The following is a 25,206-nucleotide window of genomic DNA, read 5'->3' as shown; positions in this document are numbered from 1 at the left end:
CAAGGTTTGTTGTCGATTGTCACAGTCCCAGCATGGCAAAAAAGCTGGCCTTGTAGCTTTCTCCTATAGGAATCCGTATATCGTTGATCACGATTCTGTTCCGTTGCACGGTTTTTATACACGTTACATTGACCACAAAGGACTTATGAACCCTCAGGAACTGGTTGGAAGGTAATTTGTCCAACATTTCCTTGAAACTCATGAGTGTAAGTATGGCTTTATTGGAGCCAGCAATATGGACTTTCAGGTAGTCCTTTAGACCTTGGATATACTCAATCTCGTTGAGGTCAATTTTGATGCTTTCATATTCCGCTTTCACAAAAATGTATTTCTGTGCTTCGTTGGTGTCTCCGTATGATGGAAACACATTGCTGCTAACCGGTTTTTTCTTGTAGGTCAAAATTTCCTTGGCTCTTGAAACCGCTTTTATAAATCGATTGTAGGGAATGGGCTTCACCAAATAGTCCACCGCATTTAAATTGAATCCTTCAACCGCGTATTGCGAGTACGCCGTGGTAAAAATGAACATGGGCTTGTTATCCAACGATTTAATAAAATCAATTCCACTGATTTGGGGCATATCGATATCGCAGAATATGAGGTCTATTTTTTCTTCCTGAATGGTTGAAATGGCCTCTAAAGGATTGGTGAAGGAACTTTTTAGTTCAATAAAATCCACTTTTTGGCAATAATCGGCCAAAACATCTATTGCCAACGGTTCATCATCAATAATGATACAAGTCATACGCTTCATATTTACAGATAAAGGTTTAGGGTTACGCAATAGGTTTCACCATCATTTTTTACTTCCAGTTCATGGGATTCTGGATATAAAAGGTTCAATCGATTCTTTATATTCTGCAACCCCACTCCAGAACTTTTCTTTTGTTTTCGGAAAGTACCTATCCTATTTTCTACCTTAAAGTATATAGACCCATTTTCTATCAAAAGGTTTATTTCCACATAGGTTTTTCCTTCATAATCGGTTCCGTATTTGAATGCATTTTCTATGAAAGAGATAAAAAGCAAGGGTGGAATTACCTTGTTTCTGTCTTCACCGGAGATTTTCAATTTAACATTGACGCTGTCCGATAACCGCAACCTTTGAAGTTGGACATAGTTTTTAATGTATTCCAGCTCCTTTCGCAACGGGACAAGGTCCTTGTCCGCTTCATACAACATGTACCGCATTAATTCCGAGAGATTGATTATAGCCTCAGAGGTGTCTTTGGAACTTTTGGCCGACAAGGAGTAAATAGCATTTAAAGAGTTGAACAGAAAATGGGGATTCAGCTGTGTTTTCAAAAACTGGAGCTCGGAGCTTGTTTTTTCGCTTTCCACTTTCTTCCTTAACTCTTCATTCTTGCCCCATTCTATATACACCCGCAACAAGGCACTTACAAAAAAAGGGGTGCTCAAAACAAGCATGGTGAATATTTGATTGAAAAAGGGATTGTCCCTATATCTATAAAACCTGCCAGGGGGAAAGTCAGACAACTTTGGAGGAGCTGCGGTAATTTCCGGAATACTGGCAGGGCTACTTATAAACTTTGGAGCTCTTGGCGGATAGCAAAGATTTAGGACAAGACTAACCGCGGTAATCAGTAAAAAACAAATAAGGACATAGGTAAGCGTTGTTCGTTTGAGCAGGACTCGGGGAACCAGAAAAAAATAGTTGAAATAAAACAGTACGATAATCGCTATTAGACGAACAGGCATGCCCCGCGGAACCCTTCGGTACTCGAAAATATATGGGAACAGAAAAAGCACGGCAATGGAAGCCCATAAGAAAAAATGGATTAGGAATTGGTTGATATGTTTCCTTTGAATGTACACCAACAAAACACTACCGTTTTAGTGTAACTACGTTTAGTTTTCTGAGCTCTTCAACGCTCACTTCCGGGTTTATTCGGTTTTTAAGCTTGGATGCTACCAAAACTGATACCTTTCTTGCGTCTCCGTAGGATTGAAATGGAATCTCTCCATTGATCGCAGGAATGGACTCCTGTTTGACCAACAACTTTTCCCCAACCCAGATAAGATACCCATAACCTTCTTCAATCTTAACAACTTCGGGCCGCAAATAGGCATTGTCTTCAGGCTTGTCTCCGTTGAAAAAAGCATGGTATGCACAAAAAGCGATTATCGAAAGTAGTGGAATTCTCAAAAACTTGCCCATAACTGTTAAAATTGCTGTAAAAGGGCCAGGTCATCGCACCTGGCCCTGATCATTCATAACCTAAAAACCACTCATTATGAAAATTTAATCTTCCTCGTCGTATTCATCAAAAGGGAAAAACTCGTCCAAATCATCCAAGTAGAGGCTTCCCGTTCTACCTAACCCAACGAATGCCCTTGAACCGTTGGTAAATGCTATGGCATCTTGGCGTGTGGAGCCTTCAAAATTGGTTTTGGCCTCCCAGGTATCCGAAGTAGGGTGGTACTCCCAAACCGAGGTGGTGGGGCCATTGATTTCACCACAGGCCACATAACCATATCCGTTAATGGAAAAACCAACCGCATTACCGCGTTCAATGCTATAGTCATCCTCTTCGTCCAGGTCTGTTTTTTTTGTCCAGCTCTCATCGGAAGGGTCAAAAACCCAAAAATCCTCCAGATAAATACCATTGGATACCCCGGTTCCGAGATAAACCAGGTCATTAATGGTAAAGGTTGTCGCCGACCTTCTTTTGTTTCCTCCAAAACCTACCAATTCAGACCAGGTATCCGAGGAAGGGTCATATTTCCAGAAATCCTTTTTATCGTTCTCCCCATCATAACCTGTTCCAAAGTAACCATAGCCATTGGCGGAAAAGGCTACAGCACTTCTTCTTTTTGTTTCTGAAATGGAGGCAATGGGGGACCAAGAGTTGCTGTTGGGGTCATATGCATAAAAATCGTTCAGTTCGTCCACTCCATCATAACCAGACCCAATATAGCCTGTACCGTTGATTTGGAAACCCACAGCCGCATTCCTGGCCGCTCCCGGGAAATCTGCCTTTTGTGACCAATAATCCCCGTCCAAGTCGTAGGCCCAAAAGGAGTTTAAGTAATCATCTCCATCGTAACCTACTCCCATATAGCCCATATTGTCTATGGTAAATCCAGAAATTCCACTTCTTGGACTCCCGTCAAAAACAGACCGATTTATCCAATTGCCCAAATCTTCGTCTTCTTCGTCCGTGGAACAGCTCACAAAAAGGGCAGTGGAAATAGCTAGCAAGGATGCAAGTTTAGAGTATTGTATTGCTTTTCTCATGACAAACATTTTAATTTTTAACCAAAGGTAATTTTCCGCCCATCTGTCCAGTCAGGGAATATATAAAGCTGGCTTTTTAACATATGAAAAGGGAAATTCCATCTACGAACAGGGAAAATGGCTTCATAGGGAAATACAAGGCATTTGTCTTAAAAGAAGAAGTGTTGGTCTATCGGCATTTTAGGGCCGAATGGAGGCGGCTACTTTTACCGCAAACAAAAAATTATGAAAAGCGCATTGTGGTTATTGTTCCCGTTTCTCGCGGGACTCCTTTCCTGTAATGATGAGAATCTAAACGAGTCCGATTTTTTGGCTGGGGAAGCATTTACGGATAGTAATGTTAGGGTGGTGCTGATAGATACCCTTACCATTGATATGTCGACTATGAAAATGGATAGTATTGTGACCGGCCAGGCAACACGGATGTTGGTTGGCCAGTACAGTGATCCTGTTTTTGGAACTGTTAGGGCGGCAAGCCATATGGGATTGATTCCCTCCGAATACGGCATTGATGTGGAAGCTGAATACGATAGTATAACCCTCCATTTAAATTTTGACGGCTATTACTACAATGATACCACCCTCACCAACACGATTCATGTTAAACGACTGCTTAAAACTTTGCGCCCTGCTGAAGGGGACAATTTTTACAACACAAGCACAGTTGAATACTTTGATGGAGATTTGGGTGTATTTACCTATGATCCCAGACCGATTGAGGCGGATACCCTGGAAGTTAAACTGAACGATGCGCTTGGGCAAGACCTTTTTGGAAAGTTGCAGGACAATCTGATTACCAATGCCGATGAATTTGTTGACTATTTCAAGGGAATTGCCTTGATACCAGGCATGGAGGACGATGGTTCCGTCATCGGGTTTTCCAAAGAAATTGGGGCGAGTTTTATACGTATCCATTTTGGGATTGCCGAGGAAGATGAAAGGACTTTGGACCATATTGATCTTCAACTCAACCTAAATGAGATCCCAGTTCCATTTTTTAATCAAATTAGTGCTGAAGCGCCTATTGATCCACTGCAGACGCTTATAGATCAAGAAATTAATCTAAGCAGTCATGACGCTGCTGGGCAAAGTTTTATCCAATCGGGGTTGGGAATTACCACTAGAGTTGAATTTCCATCCCTAAAAAGCATCTATGAAATAAACGGTCAGGGAACTATCATGGATGCCATCTTAAAGATCAAACCGGTAGCTGGGTCTTATAACGATGAGCTTATACTCAGGGACGGGTTTTCGGTTTTTATTGTAGATCGCAATAATGATGTGATTGCACAATTGGCCATTGATGAGGTTTTCCCGGTTACGGGAGTTCTCAATCGGAATAATGAGGAGTTTAATGACATCTATTATGAGATATCCCTGGTCAATTACTTGGATGAGCTATTACAGGCAGAATATGAAACTGGTGAGGCACTGATCTTACTTCCGGAAGATTTTGGTTCCACCGTGGATCGGTTTGTACTGAACGGAGCTGGATCTGCAGACCATAACGCGCAACTGGAACTTACCTATGCCATATATGATGAAGATAACAACTAAGATTCCAATTACTGTGGCTTTTCTGATTTCCTTAGGTCAGATGAATGCACAATCCGAAGGATTGACAAGTAGTCCCTATTCACTCTATGGATTAGGGGCGATAAACCAGACGAGTGTAGGTGCAGCTAACAGTATGGGTTATTCTGGGATTGGGCTTCGGACGGATTCGGGGATCAATAACCTAAACCCGGCAACCTATGCCTTGATCCCCCAAAACTCGTTTTTTTATGATGTTGGCGTGGTGGGAGAGTTCAATTCCTTCGAAAATCAGTCCGATACTGAATCCAAAACTACCCTTAATTTTTCCAATCTGGCCTTTGCTTTCAGAATCGAGGAGCGTTTGGGTGCAGGTATTGCCCTGATTCCCTATAGCGATGTGGGTTATTCGCTGCTTGGAATCCAAACCAATATTGAAGGTTCCAGCGAAGTTTTTGAAAGCAATGTTACGGGTTTGGGAGGCTTAAACGACCTTCGGGTGAATATAGGGTATGGCCCAGCGGAAAAAATCAGATTGGGCTTCAGTGCATCCCTCCTGTTCGGAAACATAGAGGAAAACGAATTTCTCCAAGTGGGCAGTGGCAGTTTGGAAATCACAGAAACAACCAATTACAGTGGTTTTCGATTTGGTTTTGGCGCCCAATTTGATCTAACTGATAAAATTACACTTGGAAGTACAATACAACTGCCTGTTTCCCTATCCGGAAATCTTGTGCGATCTGCCAATAAAACAATCTTGGATTCTGAAGTAGTTGTAGCGGAAGATGATGGAGGCAGTGTAGATAGCTTTAAACTCCCGTTGGAATTTGGAGTGGGGCTTGGCGTTCAACTAACAGATTATATTACTATGAGTGCGGATTATAAAAGGAATTTTTGGAATGATACCGATCAGACCGAAAACATAGGCGCCTACCAAGATCAGGATATTTATGCCCTGGGATTGGAGTATGTAAAGAACCCCATGGGGCGAAAATACAGCGAACGAATCAGGTTACGAACCGGGATAAATTATGACAATGGATATTTGGCAATCAACGACCGAAAGATTGAGGGGTACAACTTCACCTTGGGTGTGGGGCTGCCAACGGGCAGGTTTGCCAATTCCCTCTTAAATCTGTCCTATAGCTATGGTTCCAAAGGGCAAATTGAGAATGTATTGGTGCAAGAAAACTACCATGTGTTGACGCTTAACTTTAGTTTGGAAGACCTTTGGTTCAAAAAACGAAAGATCAACTAAGACCAAGACGAAAAGAAATTAAGTGACCGTTGCTTCAAAGCGTATCTTTTTTGTTTTATTTCTTTTGGGAGAACAGAAAACTATTCTATATTTGCACTCCCATTTGGAAAATGGAATGGGCGCGTAGCTCAGTTGGTTCAGAGCACCTGGTTTACACCCAGGGGGTCAGGGGTTCGAATCCCTTCGCGCCCACCACAATAGAAAAAACCTCAACATTTGTGTTGAGGTTTTTTTGTTGCCGTTATTGACATACGAAATATTGTGTTTACATCTTGTATTCCAGATATTTGGATAAATATTATGTAGGTTCGACCCAGGATATTGAAGGTCGATTACAAAGGCATTTGGCAACCCACAAAGGTTTTACTTCGCATGCCAAGGACTAGGTATTGAAATATCAGGAATCATTTGGAACAAAGTCAGAAGCCGTAAAGCGAGAGTTCCAAATAAAAAAATGGAAAAGCAGGATAATGATTGAAAGGTTGATCAGCCAGGGTTAAGGTTGTTCAGAGCATCCCGATTTTACATCGGGAGGGTCAGAGGGTTTCCCGAAGCTGGTTCGGGATAAACCGAATCCCTTCGCGCCCACCACAATAGAAAAAACCTCAACATTTATGTTGAGGTTTTTTTGTTGGTCGTTATCGACATATGAAGTATTGGGTTTAAATCACCTCTAAGGTTTCAATTTCTGGATAATAGCGAGGGTTTCGGCAACTTTTTGGGTCAATCCGTCATAATCAAATTCTCCTGCATCATTTTTCGCAAACAGTTTTGAGCCCATACCAACGCAGTGCACCCCAGCATCAAACCAAGCCTTAAGGTTTTCATGTGTTGGTGCTACCCCTCCGGTGGGCATAATGCTGGACCATGGGGAAGGGCCTTTCACGGCTTTTACAAAAGCAGGTCCTCCTACCTGGGAGCCGGGAAAAATTTTGACTACCTCGGCACCCAATTCCTCGGCAGCAGAGATTTCACTTAGGGAACCACAACCGGGCGACCAAGCAATTTTACGCCTATTGCAGACTTTGGCCATATCTGGGTTCAAGATGGGCGAAACCACAAAATTTGCCCCGGATTGAATATACAGGGAGGTCGTACCGGCATCAACCACTGAACCGATTCCCAGAATCATTTCGGGAGTTTCCTTGGCCGCAAATTTGGCCAGGGCCGTGAATACTTCATGGGCAAAGTCCCCACGATTGGTAAATTCAAAAACCCTAGCACCACCTTGGTAACAGGCTTTTAGCACTTTCTTACAAATCTCTATGTCACTATGATAAAAAACCGGAACCATCCCGGTTTCCTTCATCTGAATTGCTACGTCTATTCTAGTAAATCTAGCCATTTGATTTTGTTTTTATCGGGCTACTCTTCCAGAGGCATCGCCGCCCATTAGTTTTTCCACTTCAGCAACGGAAACCAAATTGGCATCCCCCTTAATGGTGTGCTTTAAGCAGGATGCTGCTACTGCAAAATCAAGGGCATTTTGGTCATCCTTCGGATAGGTAAGCAATCCATAGATCAATCCGCCCATAAAGGAATCGCCACCACCAACACGATCTACAATATCGGTAATTTGGTATTGGGTGGTTTCGTACATTTTTTTACCGTCATAGAGCACCCCAGCCCATGTATTGTGGGAGGCAGAAATAGATCCCCTTAAAGTGGTTATAACTTTTTGTGCCTTTGGGAATTTGGCCATCATTTGTTGGCAAACGGATAAGAAGGCCTCGGCTTTAACATGATGTCCTTCTGTCTGCACACTTATCCCCTCAGGTTTGATTCCAAAATGCATTTCTGCATCTTCTTCATTGCCTAAAATAATATCGCAATAGGAAGTAAGTTCGGTCATGATGGTTTCACGATCACCCCCGTACTTCCAAAGTTTGGCTCTATAATTTAAGTCTGTGGATATGGTAACCCCCATTTCGCTGGCAATCTTTACAGCTTCCAAGCAAGCATCTGCAGCACCTTGGGAAATAGCAGGCGTAATCCCAGTCCAGTGGAACCATTGGGCATCTTTAAAGACGGCTTTCCAATCCACCATTCCCGGTTTAATTTCAGACATGGCGGAGTGTGCTCTGTCATAAACAACTTTACTGCCTCGGCTAACCGCGCCGGTTTCCAGAAAGTAAATACCTAAGCGATCACCACCAAAAATGATGTTTTGGGTATTAACCCCTCTTTTTCGCATTTCCATTAAAGCGCAATCCCCAATGTCATTCTTAGGTAGACGGGTTACAAAATCCACTGGAATCCCATAATTGGCCAGGGAGACTGCAACGTTGGACTCTCCACCACCATAAATTACATCAAAGGAATTGGCTTGTGAAAACCTTAAAAATCCTGGAGGGGCCAATCTGAGCATGATTTCCCCAAATGTCACTACTTTTTTCATATTGATATTAGTTGTTTCGTTAACGTACACGGAAACGATTTAAAAAAACAAGGCTGAGCCTTTAATAATTATTCCGTGTACCTACACGGAGAAATTCAAAAGTAGTATATTGCAATCAATTTTAAAAGGATTTTTTTCTTTTTTTGGGGAATGAAGCGGATTACAATCAAGGAAATAGCGAAAAGAGCAGGTGTTTCCATAGGAACGGTGGATAGAGTGCTGCACAATCGGGGTGAAGTAGCAGCCAAAACCAAGGAGCTTGTGCTAAAAATTGCCAATGAAGGCAATTACACTACCAACGTTTATGCAAGAAGTCTCAAGCTTAACAAGATATATCGCATAGCTGTACTTCTCCCCAAGGACAATGAGTATTGGAGTACCCTTAACAAGGCCATAAGCAAAACGGCCGAACGCTATGCGTCCTTGGGAATCCATCCCGAATTTTTCACCTTTGACCGACATAGCGAAACCTCCTTGTTGCAACAAGCGCAACAAATGTTGGATTCGGAACCTGATGGTGTTATTTTGGCGCCCTTGGTCGAGGACGAGATTCGTCGTTTAACTTGCGCCTTGGATGAGCGCGATATTCCCTATGTTTATGTGGACTCCAATCTTGAAGTGTCCCATCCGTTGGCCTTTATAGGCCAAGATTCCTTCCGAGCAGGGTATTTGGCGGCCAAATTGCTCAATTTGGGATTTCCGAAAGGGCACAAAGCGTATATTGCCCGATTTTTTGATTTTGATAGCCTCAATAAAACTATAGAGGAACGGATTAAAGGATTTCGGGATTACTATAAGACCCACGGTTATGATACCCAACACATATTGGATGTTGACTTATCCCGTGGAACCCAGAATTTTTTGAATCTGATTCATGAAGCTGGGAATTCAGATCCTGTCCATATCTTCATACCCAACTCCCGTGCCCATCAGTTGGTCAAGGAACTAAATGGGATTGAAGGCCATCGAAGAACAGTAGGCTTTGATTTGATCAACGAAAATAAAGCCTGTCTTGCCCGCAACACCATCGACTTTATAATTGACCAAAACCCTAGTAAACAAGGAGAACTTGCACTTCAAGCTTTTTATGATAAGTTGATTGCAAATACCGAGGTCAGAACCAATCAATTGATGGCCTTGGAAATATTCACAAAAGAGAACCTTCAGGGCAACTGATGAAGGAACCTTTGGAATTTTTTATCCGAACAAGAATTCCATTTACCTATAGGGATTATAGGCATTTTACGAAAAACGGTAAATCTTCCCGAAGAGAATTTACGTAAAACCTTATCGGAAAAAACTTCCAAAAGATGATTTTGAGGGAACTTGATATGAAGATTAACCTCAATCCAGTCTAAATGAGAAGGTCAATTTTGGACATATTTTCACTGAGACGTGCACCATCCAAGCATATTGGAACCGCAATGGCGTCCAAGTATGTGAAATCTGGATTGACCTTGCAAGAAGCCATAGACATTAGGGAAAAGATAAGGGATGCGTTTGAGTATGACAAGATTTACAAAAGCAATACACTTTGCCTTAATGACCTTTCGACCTATATAAATAAGGATAGATACAAGGTATCCCAAGTGTTAAATGAGTATTTATCCAAGAATTTTTATTCCTTGATCAATCAATATCGAATTGCGGAAGCCAAAGACCTTTTGCTCAACCATCCTTTTCTTAGCGTAAAGGCAGTGATGTATGAGGTTGGCTTTAACAGCAAAACCAGTTTTTACTCCGCCTTTAAAAAGGAAACAGGAGTAAGCCCTAATGATTTTAGGTCTTTGACCGGCAGTTTTGCATCCTGATTATCTCCTTTACCGTAGCAAGTTTTTTTCGACAATCTTCCTTTGAGATATAACACCAGTGTTATGGGCATTGGTATGATTCAACTTCCGAAGGTTTCGGGTAGATGTTAAATTTTAAGAAACCTTTTAAAGACTTCCTTCTTCACAAGAGTTTGTTAAAAAGGGTTCGTCTGGTTGGGCTGGGCTGGTTTTGTTGTACGTCCCGTTTTAGAAGTACTCCTAATAATCCTCCATACAATTGTTTTGTCATTGCAATTGTAAAGGTAAGGCGGTGAGAGGCCTTACTACCTTCTAATAAAAACTTTCCATTAAGTTTTGTTTTCGTGTTAGGGAGTATTATTTGAATTAGCTATCAATACCACCTACTCCCGCCTGCCTTTCTCAGTTGCACTGACTCATTATTTTCTAACAAAACTGCTAACTCTATGAAAGTAAAACAGCTATTTGGGACACTTGTGTTCGTGCTTTTGTGCATTACCTCGGTCCAGTCCCAAGAAAAGACAATTACAGGTACGATCATTGATCAGACCGGAATTCCGCTGCCCGGTGTCAACATTGTTGTTGAAGGTACCACAACGGGAACCCAATCAGATTTTGATGGTAACTACTCCATTGAGGCCAGCGTGGGCCAAGTCTTGGTCTACACCTATTTGGGACAAAGAACAGCAAGACGTACCGTGGGTGCCCAGGATGTAATCAACCTTCAAATGGAGGAAGATGCCCAGGCACTTGAAGAAGTCGTTGTCACGGCTTTGGGTATCAAAAGGGAGAAACAAGCCTTGGGATACGCCGTAGCGGAGGTAAGCTCTGAACAGCTTGAGGAAAAAGCCGAAGGTGATTTGGGAAGGGTACTTATCGGGAAAGCTTCCGGGGTAAACATTACCCAGCAAAGTGGACTCTCAGGTTCCGGTACCAATATCATTATCCGTGGTTATAACTCTTTTAGCCAGAGCAACCAGCCCTTGTTTATTGTGGATGGGGTTCCCTTTAATGGGGATACCAATTCATCAGGAAGACAGGGAGACCGACAGGATTTTATTAATGGTAACAACGGATCCAGTAGGTTTTTGGACTTGGATCCCAACAGTATAGAAAGTGTAAACGTACTTAAAGGACTTGCAGCCTCTACGCTATACGGTTCTTTGGGTAGGAATGGGGTAATCTTGATTACTACCAAGGCCGGTTCAGCTGGGCAAGGAGGAGCCAAGAAAACCGAAATCACGGTGAATTCCTCCATATTCTTTAATGAAATTGCTTCTACCCCGGAATACCAGAACCAGTATGGAAACGGTTTTGACCAATCCTTTGGATGGTTCTTTAGTAACTGGGGGCCAAGTTTTGACCGAGAAGGTATCTCGGGCTGGGGCAATAGTTCTGCCTTTGATTCTGAAGGAACCTTGCCACACCCTTATTCCATATCGGCCGCAGGACAACAGGCCTTTCCGGAATTTGCCAACGCCAGATATGATTGGAGACCCTATGATAGTTTTGGGGCATTTTTTAAAACAGGAACGGTAACCAACTTGTCCGTCAATGCCAGAGGCGCGTCCGATGATGGAAAGGTATCCTATAATGCAAACTATGGGCATCTAAAAGATATTGGCTTCACTCCTGGAAATAGTCTTAACAGAAACAACTTCGGTGTTGGGGGACGAGCTATTTTGAGCAACAAGTTCACTATTTCGGGAACTATGAATTACTCCCGAACCAAATTTATTTCCCCACCCATTGCACTAAGTCAAGGTAACGGAGCTACAGGTTCTGGATCTTCGGTCTTTGGGGATTTGTTCTTTACTCCACGAAGTATAGATGTGGTGGGACTGCCTTTCCAGAGTCCCATAGACGGTAGAAGTATTTACTATAGGAACGGAAATGACATTCAGCATCCACTATGGACCGTAAACAATGCAGGTACCGAACAGGAGACCAATAGGGTTTTTGGTAATATGGCGGCCCAATTCCAGTTCAATGATAATCTAAACCTTATCTACAGGGTTGGTTTGGATGTTTATAGTGAGAACAACCTCAATTATCAAAATAAGGGAGGTATCAACGGTAACGTTCCCCAGCCCAGGTTAGCTAGCGGTATCTATGAAACCTGGAACAACACCAACACCATTTGGGATCATAACCTGGCATTGAACGGGGATTATGATATCACAGATAAGATAGGCACCACCTTTAATATTGGTGTCAACGGAAGAAGGGAATTGTTTAATCAAAATGGTATTGCCAGTGACGCACAACAGGTTTTTGGGGTGCTAAGGCATTTCAACTTCCTGAACCAAAATGAGATTCAGCAAACCTCTGATAGAAACTTGGTTGGTTTTTATGGACAGGTTGAGCTTGATTACGATAGTTTCTTATACTTAACGGTTGCTGGTAGAAATGACTGGGTTTCCAACCTTTCTACAGACAATAGGGCCTTGTTCTATCCAAGTGCGAGTCTTTCGTTTGTACCTACCACGGCCATAGACGGGCTTAAGAGTGAGAATGTACTGAACTATTTGAAGATTAGGGCCGGATACGGAACCTCGGCAGGATTCCCTGATGCGAACTCGGACAATTTCCCAGTGGCCAACAGGTTGATTTTGGATACCCAAGATCATCTGGATCCACAAGGTAATACCATTGTGTCCAATACAAGTCCACTTACCTTGGGTAATCCGGATTTGAAACCAGAGCGTGTGGATGAAATTGAATTAGGTATCGAATCGAGATGGTGGGATGGCAGAATTACATTGGATGCCTCAATCTATGAACGTACCACAACAGATTTGATCGTACAGCAACCTCTTGATCCTTCATCGGGTTATTTTAGGACCAATACCAACGTGGGTGAAATAAAAGGACAAGGAGTTGAAGTGGATTTAGGCCTTAATTTCTTCAGAAGTCAGGAAGAAGGTGGATTCAATTGGAATACCAATATCAACTTTACGGCCAATGAGTCTGAGGTGACGGATTTGGGTCAAGAAACAGACTTGATCGTATACTCTGGATTTGGAAACCTTGGAAATGCGGCCATCGAAGGCCAACCCTTGGGAGTTATCTATGGTACCCGTATTCTAAGGGACGATGCCGGAAACTACGTGGTGAACGCCATTGGGGATTATGTACAGGATTCGCAGGATGGAGTCATTGGAGATCCCAACCCGGATTTTGTGGCCAACATCAATAATACCTTCTCCTATAAAAACTTCAGCCTTGGGTTCCAGTTCAATTGGACACAAGGAGGTGACATCTGGTCCAGTACTATTTCAACCCTGTTGGGAAGAGGGCTTATTGTAGAAACCTTAGATCGTGAAAACACCTTTGTACTTCCTGGTGTTCAGCAGAGCGATGGTAGGGTAAATGATGTACAGATCAACAACTCCGATTATTATTTCAACAATATTCTAGGGAATATTTCAGAACTGCAGGTGTTTGATGCCACGGTACTACGTTTGCAAGAAGTTACATTGGGTTATGCCCTTCCAAAAAAATTCCTGGAAGACACTCCTTTTGGATCATTGTCCTTTACGGTATCTGGATTCAATCTTTGGTACGATGCAATCAATACTCCGGACGGGGCCAATTTTGACCCCAATACATCCGGTACAGGTGTAGGTAATGGATTTGGTTTCGAATTCCTGAACGGACCAAGTTCCAGAAGATACGGATTCAGTGTAAAAGCAACTTTCTAAAAAAAATTAAAGATGAAAATAAGAAGTAAACATAGCATATTGGGTCTCTTTGTTGGAGTTCTGGCTTTGACTTCCTGTGAGGTCACTGAGTTGGAAGGCACCAATGACCCTAACTTTTTAACACCAAGTGAGGCGTCCCCTGATTTCTTCATAACATCCATTCAAGAGGATTTTGCAAGACATTTGGATGGTGATGTTGCCGGTGACCCCAACGATAATTGGGTAACAGGTGGTTTCCAATTTGGTGATGGATTGTCACCGCTTGGAATGGAACTTACCCGTTTAGTGGCCATGCAAAGTAGGGACTATGAAAGTACCTATCAAGATAGTGATGTGGATGATGAATGGGACAATGCCTATCGTGGAATTCTTTTCGATATTCGGTTGATGACCCCATTGGCAGTGGAGGCCGGACAGACACGTCACCTGGGAATTGCCCAATTTATTGAAGCTTACATTATCTCTTCCTTAGTGGATTTCTTCGGAGATATTCCGTATACTGAAGCTGTTCAGGCGCCGGCCATTGTAAATGCCAAATTGGATAGTGGCCAATCGGTTTATGAAGCAGCACAGGCATTGTTGGATCAGGCCATTGTCAATTTTACCAACACGGCATCGGCCAACCCAGCTGTAGAGTTGTTTTACAATAACGACTATACAAAGTGGGTAAAAGCAGCCAATACCTTGAAGATGAAGTTATATCTTCAGACCCGTTTGGTAGATCCAGGTGCCATTGCGGCCTTTAATGCCATTGTGGCCTCTGGAGATTATATTACAGATACTGCGGACGACTTGGAATTTGCTTGGGCTGGAACAAGCGCTTCAAATCCGGATAACAGACACCCGAGATATGGGTTGAACTACGTGTCCAATGGGCCCGGAGACTATCAGGGTAACTGGTTGATGAATCAGATGATGGTGAACAATGACCCAAGAATGCGGTATTATTTCTACAGGCAAACCAATGAGGTACCTGGGCAAGAGGCCGATCCGGATGAGCAAACCTTAAGATGTTCCTTGCAGACCCCACCTTTGCATTATTCCACTGGCGGATTTACGTTCTGTAACCTACCCAATGGGTATTGGGGAAGAGACCATGGGGATGATGAAGGTACACCTCCAGATGGACCGGTACGTACTACATGGGGTGTTTACCCGGCCGGGGGACGGTTTGATGATGACAGTTTTAGTCCAGTGGCTCAACCTACAGACCCTTTGTCCAATGGAGGTAATGGTCTGGGTGCAACGCTCATATTGAATGCTTTTATGGTTGATTTCTGGCGAGCTGAGGTAGCCTTGGCCCAAGGAGATGCGGCTACCGCCCAAACTTTCTTGGAAGCAGGAATGACCAAGCAGATTGCCAAGGTAAGGGCTGCAGTTTCTGTAGATCCCAATGCCGATCTCTCTTTTGAACCTTCTGCAACAGATGTGACTGACTTTATCAACACCGTTGTAACTAATTTTGGTGCAGCTTCTGGAGATGATCAATGGGACATTCTGGCGGAAAACCACTTTGTGGCTCATTACGGAAATGGGATAGAGACCTATAATTTTTATAGAAGAACCGGTTTTCCAAGCACACTGCAACCCAATAGGGAACCTGATCCGGGAAGTTTCCCCAGATCTATGTTCTATCCTAATCAGGCGGTGACATCGAACTCCAATATTACCCAGAAAACCAACCTTTCGGTTCAGGTATTTTGGGATAATAATCCAGCGGGACCAGCATTCCCAAGATCAAATTAATAACAGCAATGTCTTATAAAACAAGAATCATGAGAAAACTAAAAATATATATATTGCTCGCTATGGGATTGGTCACCGTAATGTCCTGTTCCGAGGAAAAAATAGTGGATGAAGTGTTACAAACTGTAGAGCGTGGCCTTGTTCTCAGAACAGTTGCCAACTTGAGTACTACCTATAATCTGTTGGATCCGCAATCCACATTTGGCGTGACCCTGGAGGCTCAAGATTCGGAAGGAGGTCAACTTTTGTCCGAAGTAAGGGTGTTTGCCCAATTTGTGGATAATACCGTGGTGGATGACAATGACCTTTCGTCCAGTGAAGCCCAGGTGGCAACCATTCCCGCATCAGCCTTTGCCGAAGGGCCTTTCGGATTCCCAAGGGCAGATTTAATAGTGACCCTGAATGAAGCATTGACAGGAACCGGAACGGATTCTGGGATTGTGGATGGAGGTGATGCCATTAGTTTTAGATTGGAGGCACAACTCACGGATGGAAGGGTTTTTACCAATAGAGCTGCGGGAACAGTGGCCAACGGGTCATTTTTCTCCTCTCCATTTGCTTATTCCGCCGGGATTAATTGTATCCCCGTAACTCCGGTTATTGGAGATTACGAGTTAAACCTTACGGATTTGTATGGTGATGGATGGGATGGCGCTTTTATTACTGTGACTATTGATGGCACGGATACTCAGTATACCATTGCTGGGGGTAGCGCTGCCTCTTTTACCATTTCAGTTCCGGATGGGACTACCGAGCTGGTATTTACTTATACACCGGGAGCTTTTGAAGAAGAGCATGTCTTTGAACTTTTAGCCCCATCAGGGGAAACCGCTGCGACTGGCGGACCTGGCCCAACACCAGGGGAGATAGTTTTGAATATTTGTTCATAACAATTAAGTTAACAATGAAAAGGAGCTGCTTTTTGCAGCTCTTTTTTTTTGTGCTTAAAACTGGGTCTTATCCTATCTTTTTAGTTGCTTTGCACTATGATTGCCACAATTTGTAGAAAAGCTCATTTTAATGCGGCCCATAGGTTGCATAATCCCAACTGGAGTGATGAGAAGAATGTTACCGTTTTCGGAAAGTGTAACAGTCCAACCTATCACGGGCATAATTTTGATTTAGAGGTGCGTGTCAGGGGAGAAGTGGATCCAGATACGGGTTTTGTAATGGATTTGGCCGTGCTCGGCACTTTGATTCGGGATGAAATAGAAGAACGTTTTGATCATAAGAATTTAAACGAGGATTGCCCTGAGTTTAGCCATGGGCTTCCAACAACGGAATATTTTGTCAAAGTAATCTACGATATCCTAAAACCCAAGCTGGAAAAAGATCAATTGTTGCACATAACCTTGCACGAAACACAAAAGAATTCTGCAGAATATGGAGATTGGTAACAATTTTCCGATATTGCAGCGCTTTTAAAGAAAAGGAACATTGGGTCTGCTTGATTGTATGAAATAAGGTGGATTTGGTTATCCCTATCAAAAATAAACGGAGTGTTAGCTCAGTTGGTTTAGAGCACCGCCTTGACAGGGCGGGGGTCGTTGGTTCGAATCCAATACACTCCACTAAGACGAACAGGGCAGAGGTCACTGGCCTGCCTGCCGTCAGGCAGGTTCGAATCCAGTATATCCCACACTAGATTTGGAAATGTTGATTGCAAAACATTGGGTTATAAGTAGTCCAACACCCTTTCCAAAGCCATTCCCCTTGATCCTTTGATGAGGATACTTCCTTTTTTTGGCGGATTGTTTCCAACAAAATTTTTAAGGTCATCAAAACTCTTGAATATCTGAAAAGAGGACTGCACTTTCCAAAAATTTTCTCCAACCAGAAAAACATTTTCAAATTCCATCTCCTTGGCTAAATCAGCTATTGCCTGGTGTTCCTTTTCGGCATCCCGGCCCAACTCAAACATGTCTCCAAGCACCAAGGTTTTGGTCTCTGCAGCCATATTCCTGAAATTTTCGAGAGCAGCCTTCATACTTGTGGGATTGGCGTTATACGCATCCAGGATAATTTGGTATCCGTTCTGTTCAAGCACCTGGGATCGGTTGTTCTTTGGTTGATATACCTCCAATGCCTCCTTGATGTCTGTGGAGGGAACGTTAAAGTATTTTCCCATGGTTATGGCGGCACAGGCATTTGGGAAATTGTATTTTCCCACCAATTGGGTGTCTACCCGAACATCTTCAAACTCCAATGCCACAAATGGGTCTGCACTTTTGAATTGGATGTTGAAATATTGGGGATTATCCCCGCTAAAACCAAACTTTTTGATGTAGTTGCCCAATTTCTCCAATTGGATGGGATCATCCGCATTCAAAAAAATGTACTTGTTGTGAGCTGTTAAGTGATTGTAGAGTTCACTTTTTCCCTGAATGACTCCTTCTACACCCCCAAACCCTTCTAAATGTGCCTTCCCAAAGTTGGTAATGTATCCAAAGTCAGGTTGGGCTATCTCGCAGAGTTGGGCTATTTCCTTTTTATGATTGGCTCCCATTTCCACAACCGCTATTTCGGTATCCTCTTCAATGGATAGCAAAGTCAAGGGAACTCCAATATGATTGTTTAGGTTGCCCTTGGTTGCAATGGTTTTGTATTTTTTGGAAAGTACTTCGTTAATAAGCTCTTTGGTAGTGGTTTTTCCATTACTTCCTGTTAGTGCGATTACCTTGGCCTGACAGGACTGGCGGTGGAGCGTAGCCAAATTTTGCAAGGTGGTCAGTACGTCATCTACCAGAATACTTTTATCTGAGGTGTTGTGCTCCGCTTCATCAATAATAGCATAGGAGGCCCCTTTGTCCAAGGCTTCACTGGCAAAGGCGTTTCCGTTGAAATTGGGCCCCTTTAAGGCGAAGAACAGGCAATTTTCCGTGATTTTTCTTGTATCTGTACAGATAACGGGGTGCTCCAAAAAAAGGAGATGAAGTTGTTCCAAAGTCATAAATCGAAGATAAAAAAAAGCCCCGATTTTCATCGAGGCTTCTTTAATATTATGCTTAGCTGTTACTTAGCTTTCTTATGTCTTACAGTTTTGTTTTTTGACTTGGATTTGGATCCTACTCTGGACATTGCACATCGGAATCCGATATCATCTGTTGCCATATATTGTGGCATATATCTACGTTGTGCGGGATCTAACCAGAATGCGCGGTCTCTCCAAGATCCACCCTTGTACACCCTTACTTCATCATTGATCAAGGAAGTTCTGTAGTTGGAGGTGTCATACTGGCGAATCAACTTACCAGTGGAATCACGCTCTACTTTGTGCTTGGGAGAATCGTACATCTTTCTATTGTCAGATTCATCACTAAACCTTTGGAAGAATCTGGAAGAACCTGGATCACCATCGCGGTAACCTCTGTTATCACTGGAATCAAAATTGGTTCTCAAATAAGTTTCTTCTTCGGTCACGGGAACCATTTCAATCTCACCAGGTAAATTGATGGCTACGATTTTACCATTGGGCAGGGTATCATATTTGATTTCATCCCTTAGGACCTTAACCTTCCCATCATCGCCAATGGCTTTTTTAAGGAAAATATTTCCCCGGTAATAGTTGAAGTCACTTATTTCATCATCTACAATAGGACGGTATACATCGGCAACCCATTCGGATACGTTACCCGCCATATCATACAGACCAAAATCGTTGGGTTTGTATGACTTCACCTCGGCTGTAATATCAGCACCATCATCGGACCATCCGGCAATACCACCGTAATCACCTTTGGCTTGTTTAAAGTTGGCCAATTGATCTCCTCGGCCCACACGTTGTCCATTTCTGGTGTAATCACCTTCCCATGGATATTTTTTTCTACCTCTATAGTTGTTGTATTCCCTTGAACCAATAAGTGCCTGTGCGGCGTATTCCCACTCTGTTTCGGTAGGAAGACGGTATTCTGGCATAATAACACCACTGCTTCTTTTGGCAAATACACTGATGGAATCTCGCTTTTGCTTTCCTTGAAGGGAATCAATCTGTCCTCCGTATACGGATTCTGGATTGTTCAAATAGGCTTCTGTACTGAATGTACCACCTATATCACCACTCAAAACCTGGTATTTGGCATCCTGGGCCAAGTAGCCTTCCCGCTCCAGCATATGCTCATTAACCCTATCAGTTCTCCATTCTGCATACTGTGACGCCTGTACCCAATTAACACCAACCACGGGATATTCCGCATAGGCAGGGTGTCTTAGGTAGTTATTTGTCATGGTCTCATTGAAGCCCAATCGGTTTCTCCAAACCAAAGTATCTGGCAAAGCACCATTGTAAATGTTCCTGTAGTTAGGATTGTCAGGAGGATATACTGCCTTCAAATAGTCCAAATATTCAAGGTACATTACATTGGTAACTTCCGTTTCGTCCATATAAAAGGACTGTACGTGCTGTTGGGTAGGGGTATTGTTCCAGTCGTGCATAATATCATCCTGAACCTTACCCTTGGTAAATGTTCCACCTTCAATAAATACAGTTCCCGGAGGAGTTTCTTGTTCCTTGAAGTCCGTTTTGTATTGAAACCCACCCTCTTTGGCATTGATCTTCCATCCCGTGGCTCTTGAGATGTTTTTGGAAGAAGAAGAGGATGAGGAATTTTTACAACTGGTAAAACTTCCTACTATGACAGCGCTAGAAAGTACAACTTTGATAAGATGTTTTTTCATAATTTGGGCTTGAGTACTTTAAAAATAAGGGCTTTTATCCCCTAGCTACTTTAATTTGATTTTGATTTTAAATCCTTTCAATGGCTTTAAAACGATGTTTTCACCATAATATTTTGTGCTCGCAAAATAATTGTTGCAACCATCCTGCGGGCATTCACTATTGATTAAACGCCAAAGGTCCAAAATTAGTATGGATTCTTTTGGTTTTAACGGTTTTGTCCATTTAAAATGTCAAGCGTAGCTTACCCTCCTTGTATGAAGGCCAAAAAATCGTTAAAAAAACGGGGCGTTCGCATAAGAATTTCAGGAAATGCCCGTTTACATGTAATACGTCCAATGATATAGTATGGCATATCACGGACCTCATAGTTAACTAAACGCTAAAAACAAAAAATGAAAAAGTTACTAATATTGGTGGTGCTTCTTACCCTTGCCCCTAGGATGAACGCGCAGCAAGAAAGAGTAATTACAACCGCAGTTCCATTCTTGACCATAGCCTCGGATGCCCGGTCTTCCGGTATGGGGGATATGGGGGTGGCAACATCTTTTGATGCATTCTCCCAACAATGGAACCCCGCAAAATTTGCTTTCGCTACCCAAAAAACAGGAGTGGGGCTAAGTTATACCCCTTACTTGGAAAGCATTGTCAACGATGTTTCCCTATTAAATGCAAGTGTTTATAACAAAGTCAATGATCGGAGTGCCTTTGCTTTCAGCATACGGTATTTTGGTTTGGGAGAAATTGAATTGAGACAGACCATAGATGAGGATCCCACCTTGGTTAAACCCAACGAATTTGCAGTAGATGGTTCTTATTCCTTAAAGTTAAGCCAGACTTTTTCCATGGCTGTGGCTGGACGGTTTATCAGTTCCAACCTCAGGTTTCAGGATGGAGCGCAGGATTCCCAGGCAGCCAATTCCTTTGCCGTGGATATTGCCGGTTTTTTCCGTTCCCGTGAAATTGCCTATGAAAATTTTGATGGCCGTTGGAGAGCTGGTTTCAACATTTCCAACTTAGGTGGTAAAATCCAATACGATGAAGGAGGGCAAGAGAATTTCTTGCCTACCAATTTGAAGTTTGGTGCCGGATTTGATTTCATTTTTGATCAGGACAATGTCTTGGGACTTCATACCGAATTCAATAAACTGTTGGTTCCCACCCCTCGTGATTTCACGGGAGATGGACTGATCACAGCTGAGGATAACGATGAGTATCAACAAATTGGTTTCTTCAGTGGAGTTTTTGAATCCCTGGGCGATGCACCTGATGGGTTCAGTGAGGAACTTAAAGAAGTTACTTGGGCTTTAGGGGCCGAGTATAAATATATGGAAGCCTTTATGCTTCGTGCAGGATATTTTAACGAAAGTGAGGTCAAGGGAGCTAGACAGTTCTTTACCCTGGGAGCTGGATTCAAATTCAAATCCGCACAAATAGACCTTTCGTATCTCTTCTCCACTGCTCAAGTGAGGAATCCCTTGGAAAATACGTTGCGCTTCTCGCTTACCTTTAATTTTGGCGAAGAGTTCTTAAACGATTAAAATTGCTCATGAAAAAATTGGGAAAGCCTGTCCTTGGACAGGTTTTCTTATTTTTGGGATATACCCACATCAGCTTATGAAGAAGCAACAAATAAGTTTCGAACTTTCCGTCTTTGAAAAGCCAGAGGAACTGTCACAAATCGAGCAAAATTTGTTAAGCGCTGCAGAGAAAGCTCGGGAAAATGCATATGCCCCCTATTCCAATTTTAAGGTGGGTGCGGCCGTGTTATTGGAAAATGGTGAAATAGTCATAGGCAACAACCAAGAAAATGCCTCTTACCCATCTGGGCTTTGCGCGGAACGCGTGGCCGTCTTTCAAGCTGGGGCCAAATATCCAGGGATAGCCATAAAAGCTATTGCAATAACCGCAACTTCCAAAGACTATGTGGTGGATTCACCAGCCGCTCCATGTGGTAATTGCAGACAGTCCATTATTGAATATGAGCAGCGACAAAAAACACCAATCTCCATTATGCTTCGCGGAGAAAAAGGACCCATTTATAAATGTGCTTCCATGGCCGATATTTTACCCCTGGCTTTCAGCAGTTCATTTTTGAGTGATTCTTAATCCAATTCTTTTTACAAAACAGATATATATGTATTTTTGCTGTTCTCCCAAAAAGGGGAATTTCGTTTAATACAACCGTTGATGAAAAAAATTACCAAAGAAGTTTATTTAAAGTGGTACGAGGACATGTTGTTCTGGAGAAAGTTTGAGGACAAACTCGCCGCTGTATATATTCAACAAAAAGTTAGAGGTTTTCTACACTTATATAATGGTCAAGAAGCCGTTTTAGCGGGATCACTGCATGCAATGGACCTAACCAAAGACCGCATGATAACAGCCTACCGTAATCACGTGCAACCTATAGGAATGGGCGTTGATCCAAGAAAGGTAATGGCCGAACTCTATGGAAAGGTAACAGGTACTTCCAAAGGTATGGGGGGATCCATGCACATCTTTTCCAAAGAGCATCGTTTTTATGGCGGTCATGGTATTGTTGGTGGGCAAATTCCATTAGGAGCTGGACTGGCCTTTGCGGACAAGTATTTCAAAAGGGATTCCGTTACGCTTTGTTATATGGGTGATGGAGCTGTTAGACAAGGTTCCTTGCACGAAGCGTTCAATTTGGCCATGTTGTGGCAACTTCCTGTAGTGTTCATTTGCGAAAACAATGGGTATGCCATGGGAACTTCTGTAGCTCGTACGGCCCATACTACTGATATTTGGAAATTGGGTCTTGGTTATGAGATGCCTTGTGGTCCTGTGGATGGAATGGATCCAGCGATTGTTGCAAAAGAAGTGGATAAGGCCATTGAACGTGCAAGAACGGGTGGAGGACCAACTTTCTTGGAGATGAAGACCTACCGTTATCGAGGTCATTCCATGTCTGATGCACAACACTACAGAACCAAGGAAGAAGTAGAGGAATACAAAAAAATTGATCCTATTACCCAAGTAAAGGATATCATCTTGGAAAAAGGTTATGCCTCAGAGGATGAAATCAAGGAGATGGACAAAAGGGTGAAGGATTTGGTATCTGAATGTGAGAAGTTTGCTGAGGAATCTGATTTTCCTCCAATCCAACAACTTTACGATACCGTATACGAACAAGAAGATTATCCATTTTTACAACATAAACTTTAGGTAAATGGCAGAAGTGATCAACATGCCCCGTTTGAGCGATACCATGGAGGAAGGTACCGTGGCAAAATGGCTCAAAAAAGTAGGGGACAAGATAGAGGAAGGAGATATTTTGGCCGAGATCGAAACGGACAAGGCCACTATGGAGTTTGAATCCTTTCATGAAGGAACGCTACTACATATCGGTATTGCTGAAGGAGACGGTGCTCCTGTGGATTCGCTTCTTGCCATCATTGGTGAAGATGGAGAGGATATATCCTCATTGTTGGCCGGTGGAACTGCTCCTGCCGCCACCGAGGAAGCTTCTGCCGTCGAGGCCGTTGCTGAAAGTGCTCCTGCAGCCACTCCAGCTGCTGCACCTGCGGCAATCCCTGAAGGAGTGGAAATTGTAAAAATGCCCCGCTTGAGTGATACCATGGAAGAAGGAACCGTGGCATCTTGGTTAAAAAAGGTGGGGGATACCGTAGAAGAAGGCGATATTTTAGCCGAGATTGAGACGGATAAGGCCACCATGGAATTCGAATCCTTTTATTCAGGAACCTTATTGCATATTGGAATCCAAGAAGGTGAGTCTGCGCCTGTAGATGAGGTGTTGGCGGTAATTGGTCCTGAAGGTACTGATGTAAACGCCGTTCTGAGTGCCCCTGCTGGTGCTCCCGCTGCCGAAAGTGCTCCCGTGGTTGAAAAAGCTCCTGCTGCTACTCCAGCGACCCAAGAAGCAACCATACAAGCTGCACCTTCACAAAACGGACGTATTTTGGCTTCTCCGCTGGCTAAGAAAATAGCTAGTGACAAAGGAATCAATTTGGCTGATGTGGCTGGTTCCGGTGATCATGGAAGAATCGTTAAAAGAGATGTAGAGAATTATCAACCTTCCGCAAAACCTGCTCCAGCTGCGGAAAAAGTGGAAGCACCTGTGGCTACTGCTCCTATTGTACCCATCCCGGTGGTAGTAGGCGAAGAAAGTCAGGAAGAAGTGAAAAACTCTTCCATGCGAAAAGCGATTACCAAGCATTTGGGCGCATCCAAGTTTTCTGCACCACATTTCTACTTGACCATAGAGGTGGATATGGACAATGCAAAAGCCTCAAGGGCCCAAATCAACAATTTGCCAGATACCAAAGTTTCATTCAATGATATGGTGCTAAAAGCTTGTGCAATGGCACTTAAAAAGCACCCACAGGTGAATACCACTTGGACGGATGAAGCCACGATCTACAAACACCATATTCATATGGGAGTAGCGGTAGCTGTGGATGAGGGATTGGTTGTACCTGTTATCAAATTTGCAGATCAACTTAGCTTGACCCAATTGGGTGCATCTGTCAAGGATTTGGCTGGAAGGGCACGATCAAAAAAGATCAAGCCGGACGAAATGGAAGGAAGTACCTTTACGGTGTCCAACCTGGGCATGTTTGGAATTTTAGAGTTCACTTCCATTATCAATAAACCTAACTCCGCTATTTTATCCGTTGGGGCTATTGTTGAAAAACCCGTGGTAAAGAATGGTGAGATTGTTGTGGGAAGCACAATGAAAGTTACCTTGGCTTGCGATCATAGAACTGTTGATGGCGCTGTAGGTGCACAATTTTTACAGACACTAAGGGCGTATCTGGAAAATCCAGTGACTATGTTGGCATAGTTGTCGGTTCGAGCGCCA

General features: G+C 43.1%; 20 protein-coding genes, 2 tRNA genes and 1 pseudogene. 15 read left to right on the top strand and 8 right to left on the bottom strand.

From position 1 onward, the window contains the following. Nucleotides 1-19: 19 nt before the first annotated feature. The 4 genes from ACRHOZ_RS05695 to ACRHOZ_RS05680 all read right to left on the bottom strand — a co-directional run bounded on the left by ACRHOZ_RS05695 (nucleotide 20) and on the right by ACRHOZ_RS05680 (nucleotide 3,259). Nucleotides 20-745 (bottom strand): LytR/AlgR family response regulator transcription factor, encoded by a 726-nt coding sequence (locus ACRHOZ_RS05695; protein WP_420400769.1) that lies wholly within the window; start codon nucleotides 743-745, stop codon nucleotides 20-22. 11 nt (nucleotides 746-756) lie between these two features. Further along, nucleotides 757-1,836, bottom strand: a complete 1,080-nt coding sequence (locus ACRHOZ_RS05690) for a sensor histidine kinase (RefSeq protein ID WP_431123334.1) — start codon at nucleotides 1,834-1,836, stop codon at nucleotides 757-759. A gap of 10 nt (nucleotides 1,837-1,846) precedes the next feature. Continuing rightward, complete coding sequence (locus tag ACRHOZ_RS05685) at nucleotides 1,847-2,179, bottom strand: DUF4907 domain-containing protein (RefSeq protein WP_431123283.1); 333 nt, start codon at nucleotides 2,177-2,179, stop codon at nucleotides 1,847-1,849. A gap of 84 nt (nucleotides 2,180-2,263) precedes the next feature. Continuing rightward, on the bottom strand, nucleotides 2,264-3,259 hold the full coding sequence (locus ACRHOZ_RS05680) for a Kelch repeat-containing protein (protein WP_431123281.1): 996 nt from the start codon (nucleotides 3,257-3,259) through the stop codon (nucleotides 2,264-2,266). Between the two features lie 225 nt (nucleotides 3,260-3,484). Between ACRHOZ_RS05680 and ACRHOZ_RS05675 the strand changes: the two genes are divergently transcribed. The 4 genes and pseudogenes from ACRHOZ_RS05675 to ACRHOZ_RS05660 form a co-directional block, all read left to right on the top strand. Then, nucleotides 3,485-4,816 (top strand): DUF4270 family protein, encoded by a 1,332-nt coding sequence (locus ACRHOZ_RS05675; RefSeq protein WP_431123278.1) that lies wholly within the window; start codon nucleotides 3,485-3,487, stop codon nucleotides 4,814-4,816. Continuing rightward, nucleotides 4,797-6,050, top strand: a complete 1,254-nt coding sequence (locus ACRHOZ_RS05670; protein ID WP_431123276.1) for an OmpP1/FadL family transporter — start codon at nucleotides 4,797-4,799, stop codon at nucleotides 6,048-6,050. Before ACRHOZ_RS05675 ends, ACRHOZ_RS05670 begins: the two co-directional genes overlap by 20 nt. A 117-nt stretch (nucleotides 6,051-6,167) precedes the next feature. Further along, nucleotides 6,168-6,245, top strand: a tRNA-Val gene (locus tag ACRHOZ_RS05665). A gap of 71 nt (nucleotides 6,246-6,316) precedes the next feature. After that, a pseudogene (locus ACRHOZ_RS05660) lies at nucleotides 6,317-6,436 on the top strand (GIY-YIG nuclease family protein); the annotation flags it as partial. 287 nt (nucleotides 6,437-6,723) lie between these two features. Here the strand turns inward: ACRHOZ_RS05660 and ACRHOZ_RS05655 are convergent. Together ACRHOZ_RS05655 and ACRHOZ_RS05650 are read right to left on the bottom strand one after the other, a co-directional pair. Then, the gene (locus ACRHOZ_RS05655; RefSeq protein WP_431123274.1) at nucleotides 6,724-7,395 is read right to left on the bottom strand and encodes a bifunctional 4-hydroxy-2-oxoglutarate aldolase/2-dehydro-3-deoxy-phosphogluconate aldolase; all 672 of its coding nucleotides are present in this window, start codon (nucleotides 7,393-7,395) and stop codon (nucleotides 6,724-6,726) included. 12 nt (nucleotides 7,396-7,407) lie between these two features. After that, nucleotides 7,408-8,448: a PfkB family carbohydrate kinase gene (locus tag ACRHOZ_RS05650; protein ID WP_431123272.1), complete on the bottom strand. Its 1,041-nt coding sequence runs from the start codon at nucleotides 8,446-8,448 to the stop codon at nucleotides 7,408-7,410. A 150-nt stretch (nucleotides 8,449-8,598) separates the two neighbouring features. Between ACRHOZ_RS05650 and ACRHOZ_RS05645 the strand changes: the two genes are divergently transcribed. From ACRHOZ_RS05645 to ACRHOZ_RS05615, 7 genes are all read left to right on the top strand, one after another. Beyond that, complete coding sequence (locus ACRHOZ_RS05645; protein WP_431123270.1) at nucleotides 8,599-9,624, top strand: LacI family DNA-binding transcriptional regulator; 1,026 nt, start codon at nucleotides 8,599-8,601, stop codon at nucleotides 9,622-9,624. 182 nt (nucleotides 9,625-9,806) lie between these two features. After that, nucleotides 9,807-10,259: a helix-turn-helix domain-containing protein gene (locus ACRHOZ_RS05640; protein ID WP_431123268.1), complete on the top strand. Its 453-nt coding sequence runs from the start codon at nucleotides 9,807-9,809 to the stop codon at nucleotides 10,257-10,259. A 425-nt stretch (nucleotides 10,260-10,684) separates the two neighbouring features. Then, nucleotides 10,685-13,942 (top strand): SusC/RagA family TonB-linked outer membrane protein, encoded by a 3,258-nt coding sequence (locus ACRHOZ_RS05635; protein ID WP_431123265.1) that lies wholly within the window; start codon nucleotides 10,685-10,687, stop codon nucleotides 13,940-13,942. Between the two features lie 12 nt (nucleotides 13,943-13,954). Continuing rightward, entirely contained in the window at nucleotides 13,955-15,688 is a 1,734-nt protein-coding gene (locus tag ACRHOZ_RS05630) for a SusD/RagB family nutrient-binding outer membrane lipoprotein (protein WP_431123263.1), read from the top strand. Nucleotides 15,689-15,717: 29 nt separating this feature from the next. Further along, nucleotides 15,718-16,578, top strand: a complete 861-nt coding sequence (locus ACRHOZ_RS05625; RefSeq protein WP_431123260.1) for a hypothetical protein — start codon at nucleotides 15,718-15,720, stop codon at nucleotides 16,576-16,578. A 96-nt stretch (nucleotides 16,579-16,674) separates the two neighbouring features. Further along, nucleotides 16,675-17,085: a 6-carboxytetrahydropterin synthase gene (locus ACRHOZ_RS05620; protein ID WP_431123258.1), complete on the top strand. Its 411-nt coding sequence runs from the start codon at nucleotides 16,675-16,677 to the stop codon at nucleotides 17,083-17,085. Between the two features lie 99 nt (nucleotides 17,086-17,184). Next, nucleotides 17,185-17,259: transfer RNA gene (locus tag ACRHOZ_RS05615), tRNA-Val, on the top strand. A gap of 104 nt (nucleotides 17,260-17,363) precedes the next feature. Here the strand turns inward: ACRHOZ_RS05615 and ACRHOZ_RS05610 are convergent. Continuing rightward, a complete protein-coding gene (locus ACRHOZ_RS05610; protein ID WP_431123256.1) occupies nucleotides 17,364-18,638 on the bottom strand; it encodes a UDP-N-acetylmuramoyl-tripeptide--D-alanyl-D-alanine ligase in 1,275 nt (424 codons plus the stop codon). Nucleotides 18,639-18,700: 62 nt separating this feature from the next. After that, a complete protein-coding gene (gldJ, locus tag ACRHOZ_RS05605; RefSeq protein WP_422348937.1) occupies nucleotides 18,701-20,362 on the bottom strand; it encodes a gliding motility lipoprotein GldJ in 1,662 nt (553 codons plus the stop codon). Between the two features lie 393 nt (nucleotides 20,363-20,755). Here gldJ and porV point away from each other — a divergent pair, with 393 nt between their 5' ends. From porV to ACRHOZ_RS05585, 4 genes are all read left to right on the top strand, one after another. Next, complete coding sequence (gene porV, locus ACRHOZ_RS05600; protein ID WP_420400744.1) at nucleotides 20,756-21,901, top strand: type IX secretion system outer membrane channel protein PorV; 1,146 nt, start codon at nucleotides 20,756-20,758, stop codon at nucleotides 21,899-21,901. A gap of 76 nt (nucleotides 21,902-21,977) precedes the next feature. After that, entirely contained in the window at nucleotides 21,978-22,469 is a 492-nt protein-coding gene (gene cdd, locus ACRHOZ_RS05595; RefSeq protein ID WP_431123253.1) for a cytidine deaminase, read from the top strand. Nucleotides 22,470-22,550: 81 nt separating this feature from the next. Next, nucleotides 22,551-23,549 carry a pyruvate dehydrogenase (acetyl-transferring) E1 component subunit alpha gene (gene pdhA, locus ACRHOZ_RS05590; protein WP_420400742.1) on the top strand — a complete coding sequence of 333 codons (999 nt, stop codon included), beginning with the start codon at nucleotides 22,551-22,553 and terminating at the stop codon, nucleotides 23,547-23,549. 4 nt (nucleotides 23,550-23,553) lie between these two features. After that, on the top strand, nucleotides 23,554-25,188 hold the full coding sequence (locus ACRHOZ_RS05585; RefSeq protein ID WP_431123251.1) for a 2-oxo acid dehydrogenase subunit E2: 1,635 nt from the start codon (nucleotides 23,554-23,556) through the stop codon (nucleotides 25,186-25,188). Nucleotides 25,189-25,206 lie beyond the last annotated feature (18 nt).

This window comes from Flagellimonas flava, assembly GCF_050617915.1.
In the GTDB taxonomy this organism is placed as follows: domain Bacteria; phylum Bacteroidota; class Bacteroidia; order Flavobacteriales; family Flavobacteriaceae; genus Flagellimonas; species Flagellimonas flava_A.
The sequence above is the reverse complement of the archived record's forward strand: the minus strand, read 5'-3'. Positions and strand labels throughout refer to the sequence as shown.

Coding starts and splice junctions, on each gene's coding strand:
- cdd (WP_431123253.1), top strand. CDS start 21,978: ATGAAGAAGCAACAAATAAGTTTCGAACTTTCCGTCTTTGAAAAGCCA.
- ACRHOZ_RS05610 (WP_431123256.1), bottom strand. CDS start 18,638: ATGACTTTGGAACAACTTCATCTCCTTTTTTTGGAGCACCCCGTTATC.
- ACRHOZ_RS05675 (WP_431123278.1), top strand. CDS start 3,485: ATGAAAAGCGCATTGTGGTTATTGTTCCCGTTTCTCGCGGGACTCCTT.
- ACRHOZ_RS05620 (WP_431123258.1), top strand. CDS start 16,675: ATGATTGCCACAATTTGTAGAAAAGCTCATTTTAATGCGGCCCATAGG.
- ACRHOZ_RS05655 (WP_431123274.1), bottom strand. CDS start 7,395: ATGGCTAGATTTACTAGAATAGACGTAGCAATTCAGATGAAGGAAACC.
- gldJ (WP_422348937.1), bottom strand. CDS start 20,362: ATGAAAAAACATCTTATCAAAGTTGTACTTTCTAGCGCTGTCATAGTA.
- ACRHOZ_RS05585 (WP_431123251.1), top strand. CDS start 23,554: ATGGCAGAAGTGATCAACATGCCCCGTTTGAGCGATACCATGGAGGAA.
- ACRHOZ_RS05625 (WP_431123260.1), top strand. CDS start 15,718: ATGAGAAAACTAAAAATATATATATTGCTCGCTATGGGATTGGTCACC.
- ACRHOZ_RS05670 (WP_431123276.1), top strand. CDS start 4,797: ATGATGAAGATAACAACTAAGATTCCAATTACTGTGGCTTTTCTGATT.
- ACRHOZ_RS05650 (WP_431123272.1), bottom strand. CDS start 8,448: ATGAAAAAAGTAGTGACATTTGGGGAAATCATGCTCAGATTGGCCCCT.
- ACRHOZ_RS05635 (WP_431123265.1), top strand. CDS start 10,685: ATGAAAGTAAAACAGCTATTTGGGACACTTGTGTTCGTGCTTTTGTGC.
- pdhA (WP_420400742.1), top strand. CDS start 22,551: ATGAAAAAAATTACCAAAGAAGTTTATTTAAAGTGGTACGAGGACATG.
- ACRHOZ_RS05640 (WP_431123268.1), top strand. CDS start 9,807: ATGAGAAGGTCAATTTTGGACATATTTTCACTGAGACGTGCACCATCC.
- ACRHOZ_RS05645 (WP_431123270.1), top strand. CDS start 8,599: ATGAAGCGGATTACAATCAAGGAAATAGCGAAAAGAGCAGGTGTTTCC.
- ACRHOZ_RS05680 (WP_431123281.1), bottom strand. CDS start 3,259: ATGAGAAAAGCAATACAATACTCTAAACTTGCATCCTTGCTAGCTATT.
- ACRHOZ_RS05685 (WP_431123283.1), bottom strand. CDS start 2,179: ATGGGCAAGTTTTTGAGAATTCCACTACTTTCGATAATCGCTTTTTGT.
- ACRHOZ_RS05695 (WP_420400769.1), bottom strand. CDS start 745: ATGACTTGTATCATTATTGATGATGAACCGTTGGCAATAGATGTTTTG.
- ACRHOZ_RS05630 (WP_431123263.1), top strand. CDS start 13,955: ATGAAAATAAGAAGTAAACATAGCATATTGGGTCTCTTTGTTGGAGTT.
- porV (WP_420400744.1), top strand. CDS start 20,756: ATGAAAAAGTTACTAATATTGGTGGTGCTTCTTACCCTTGCCCCTAGG.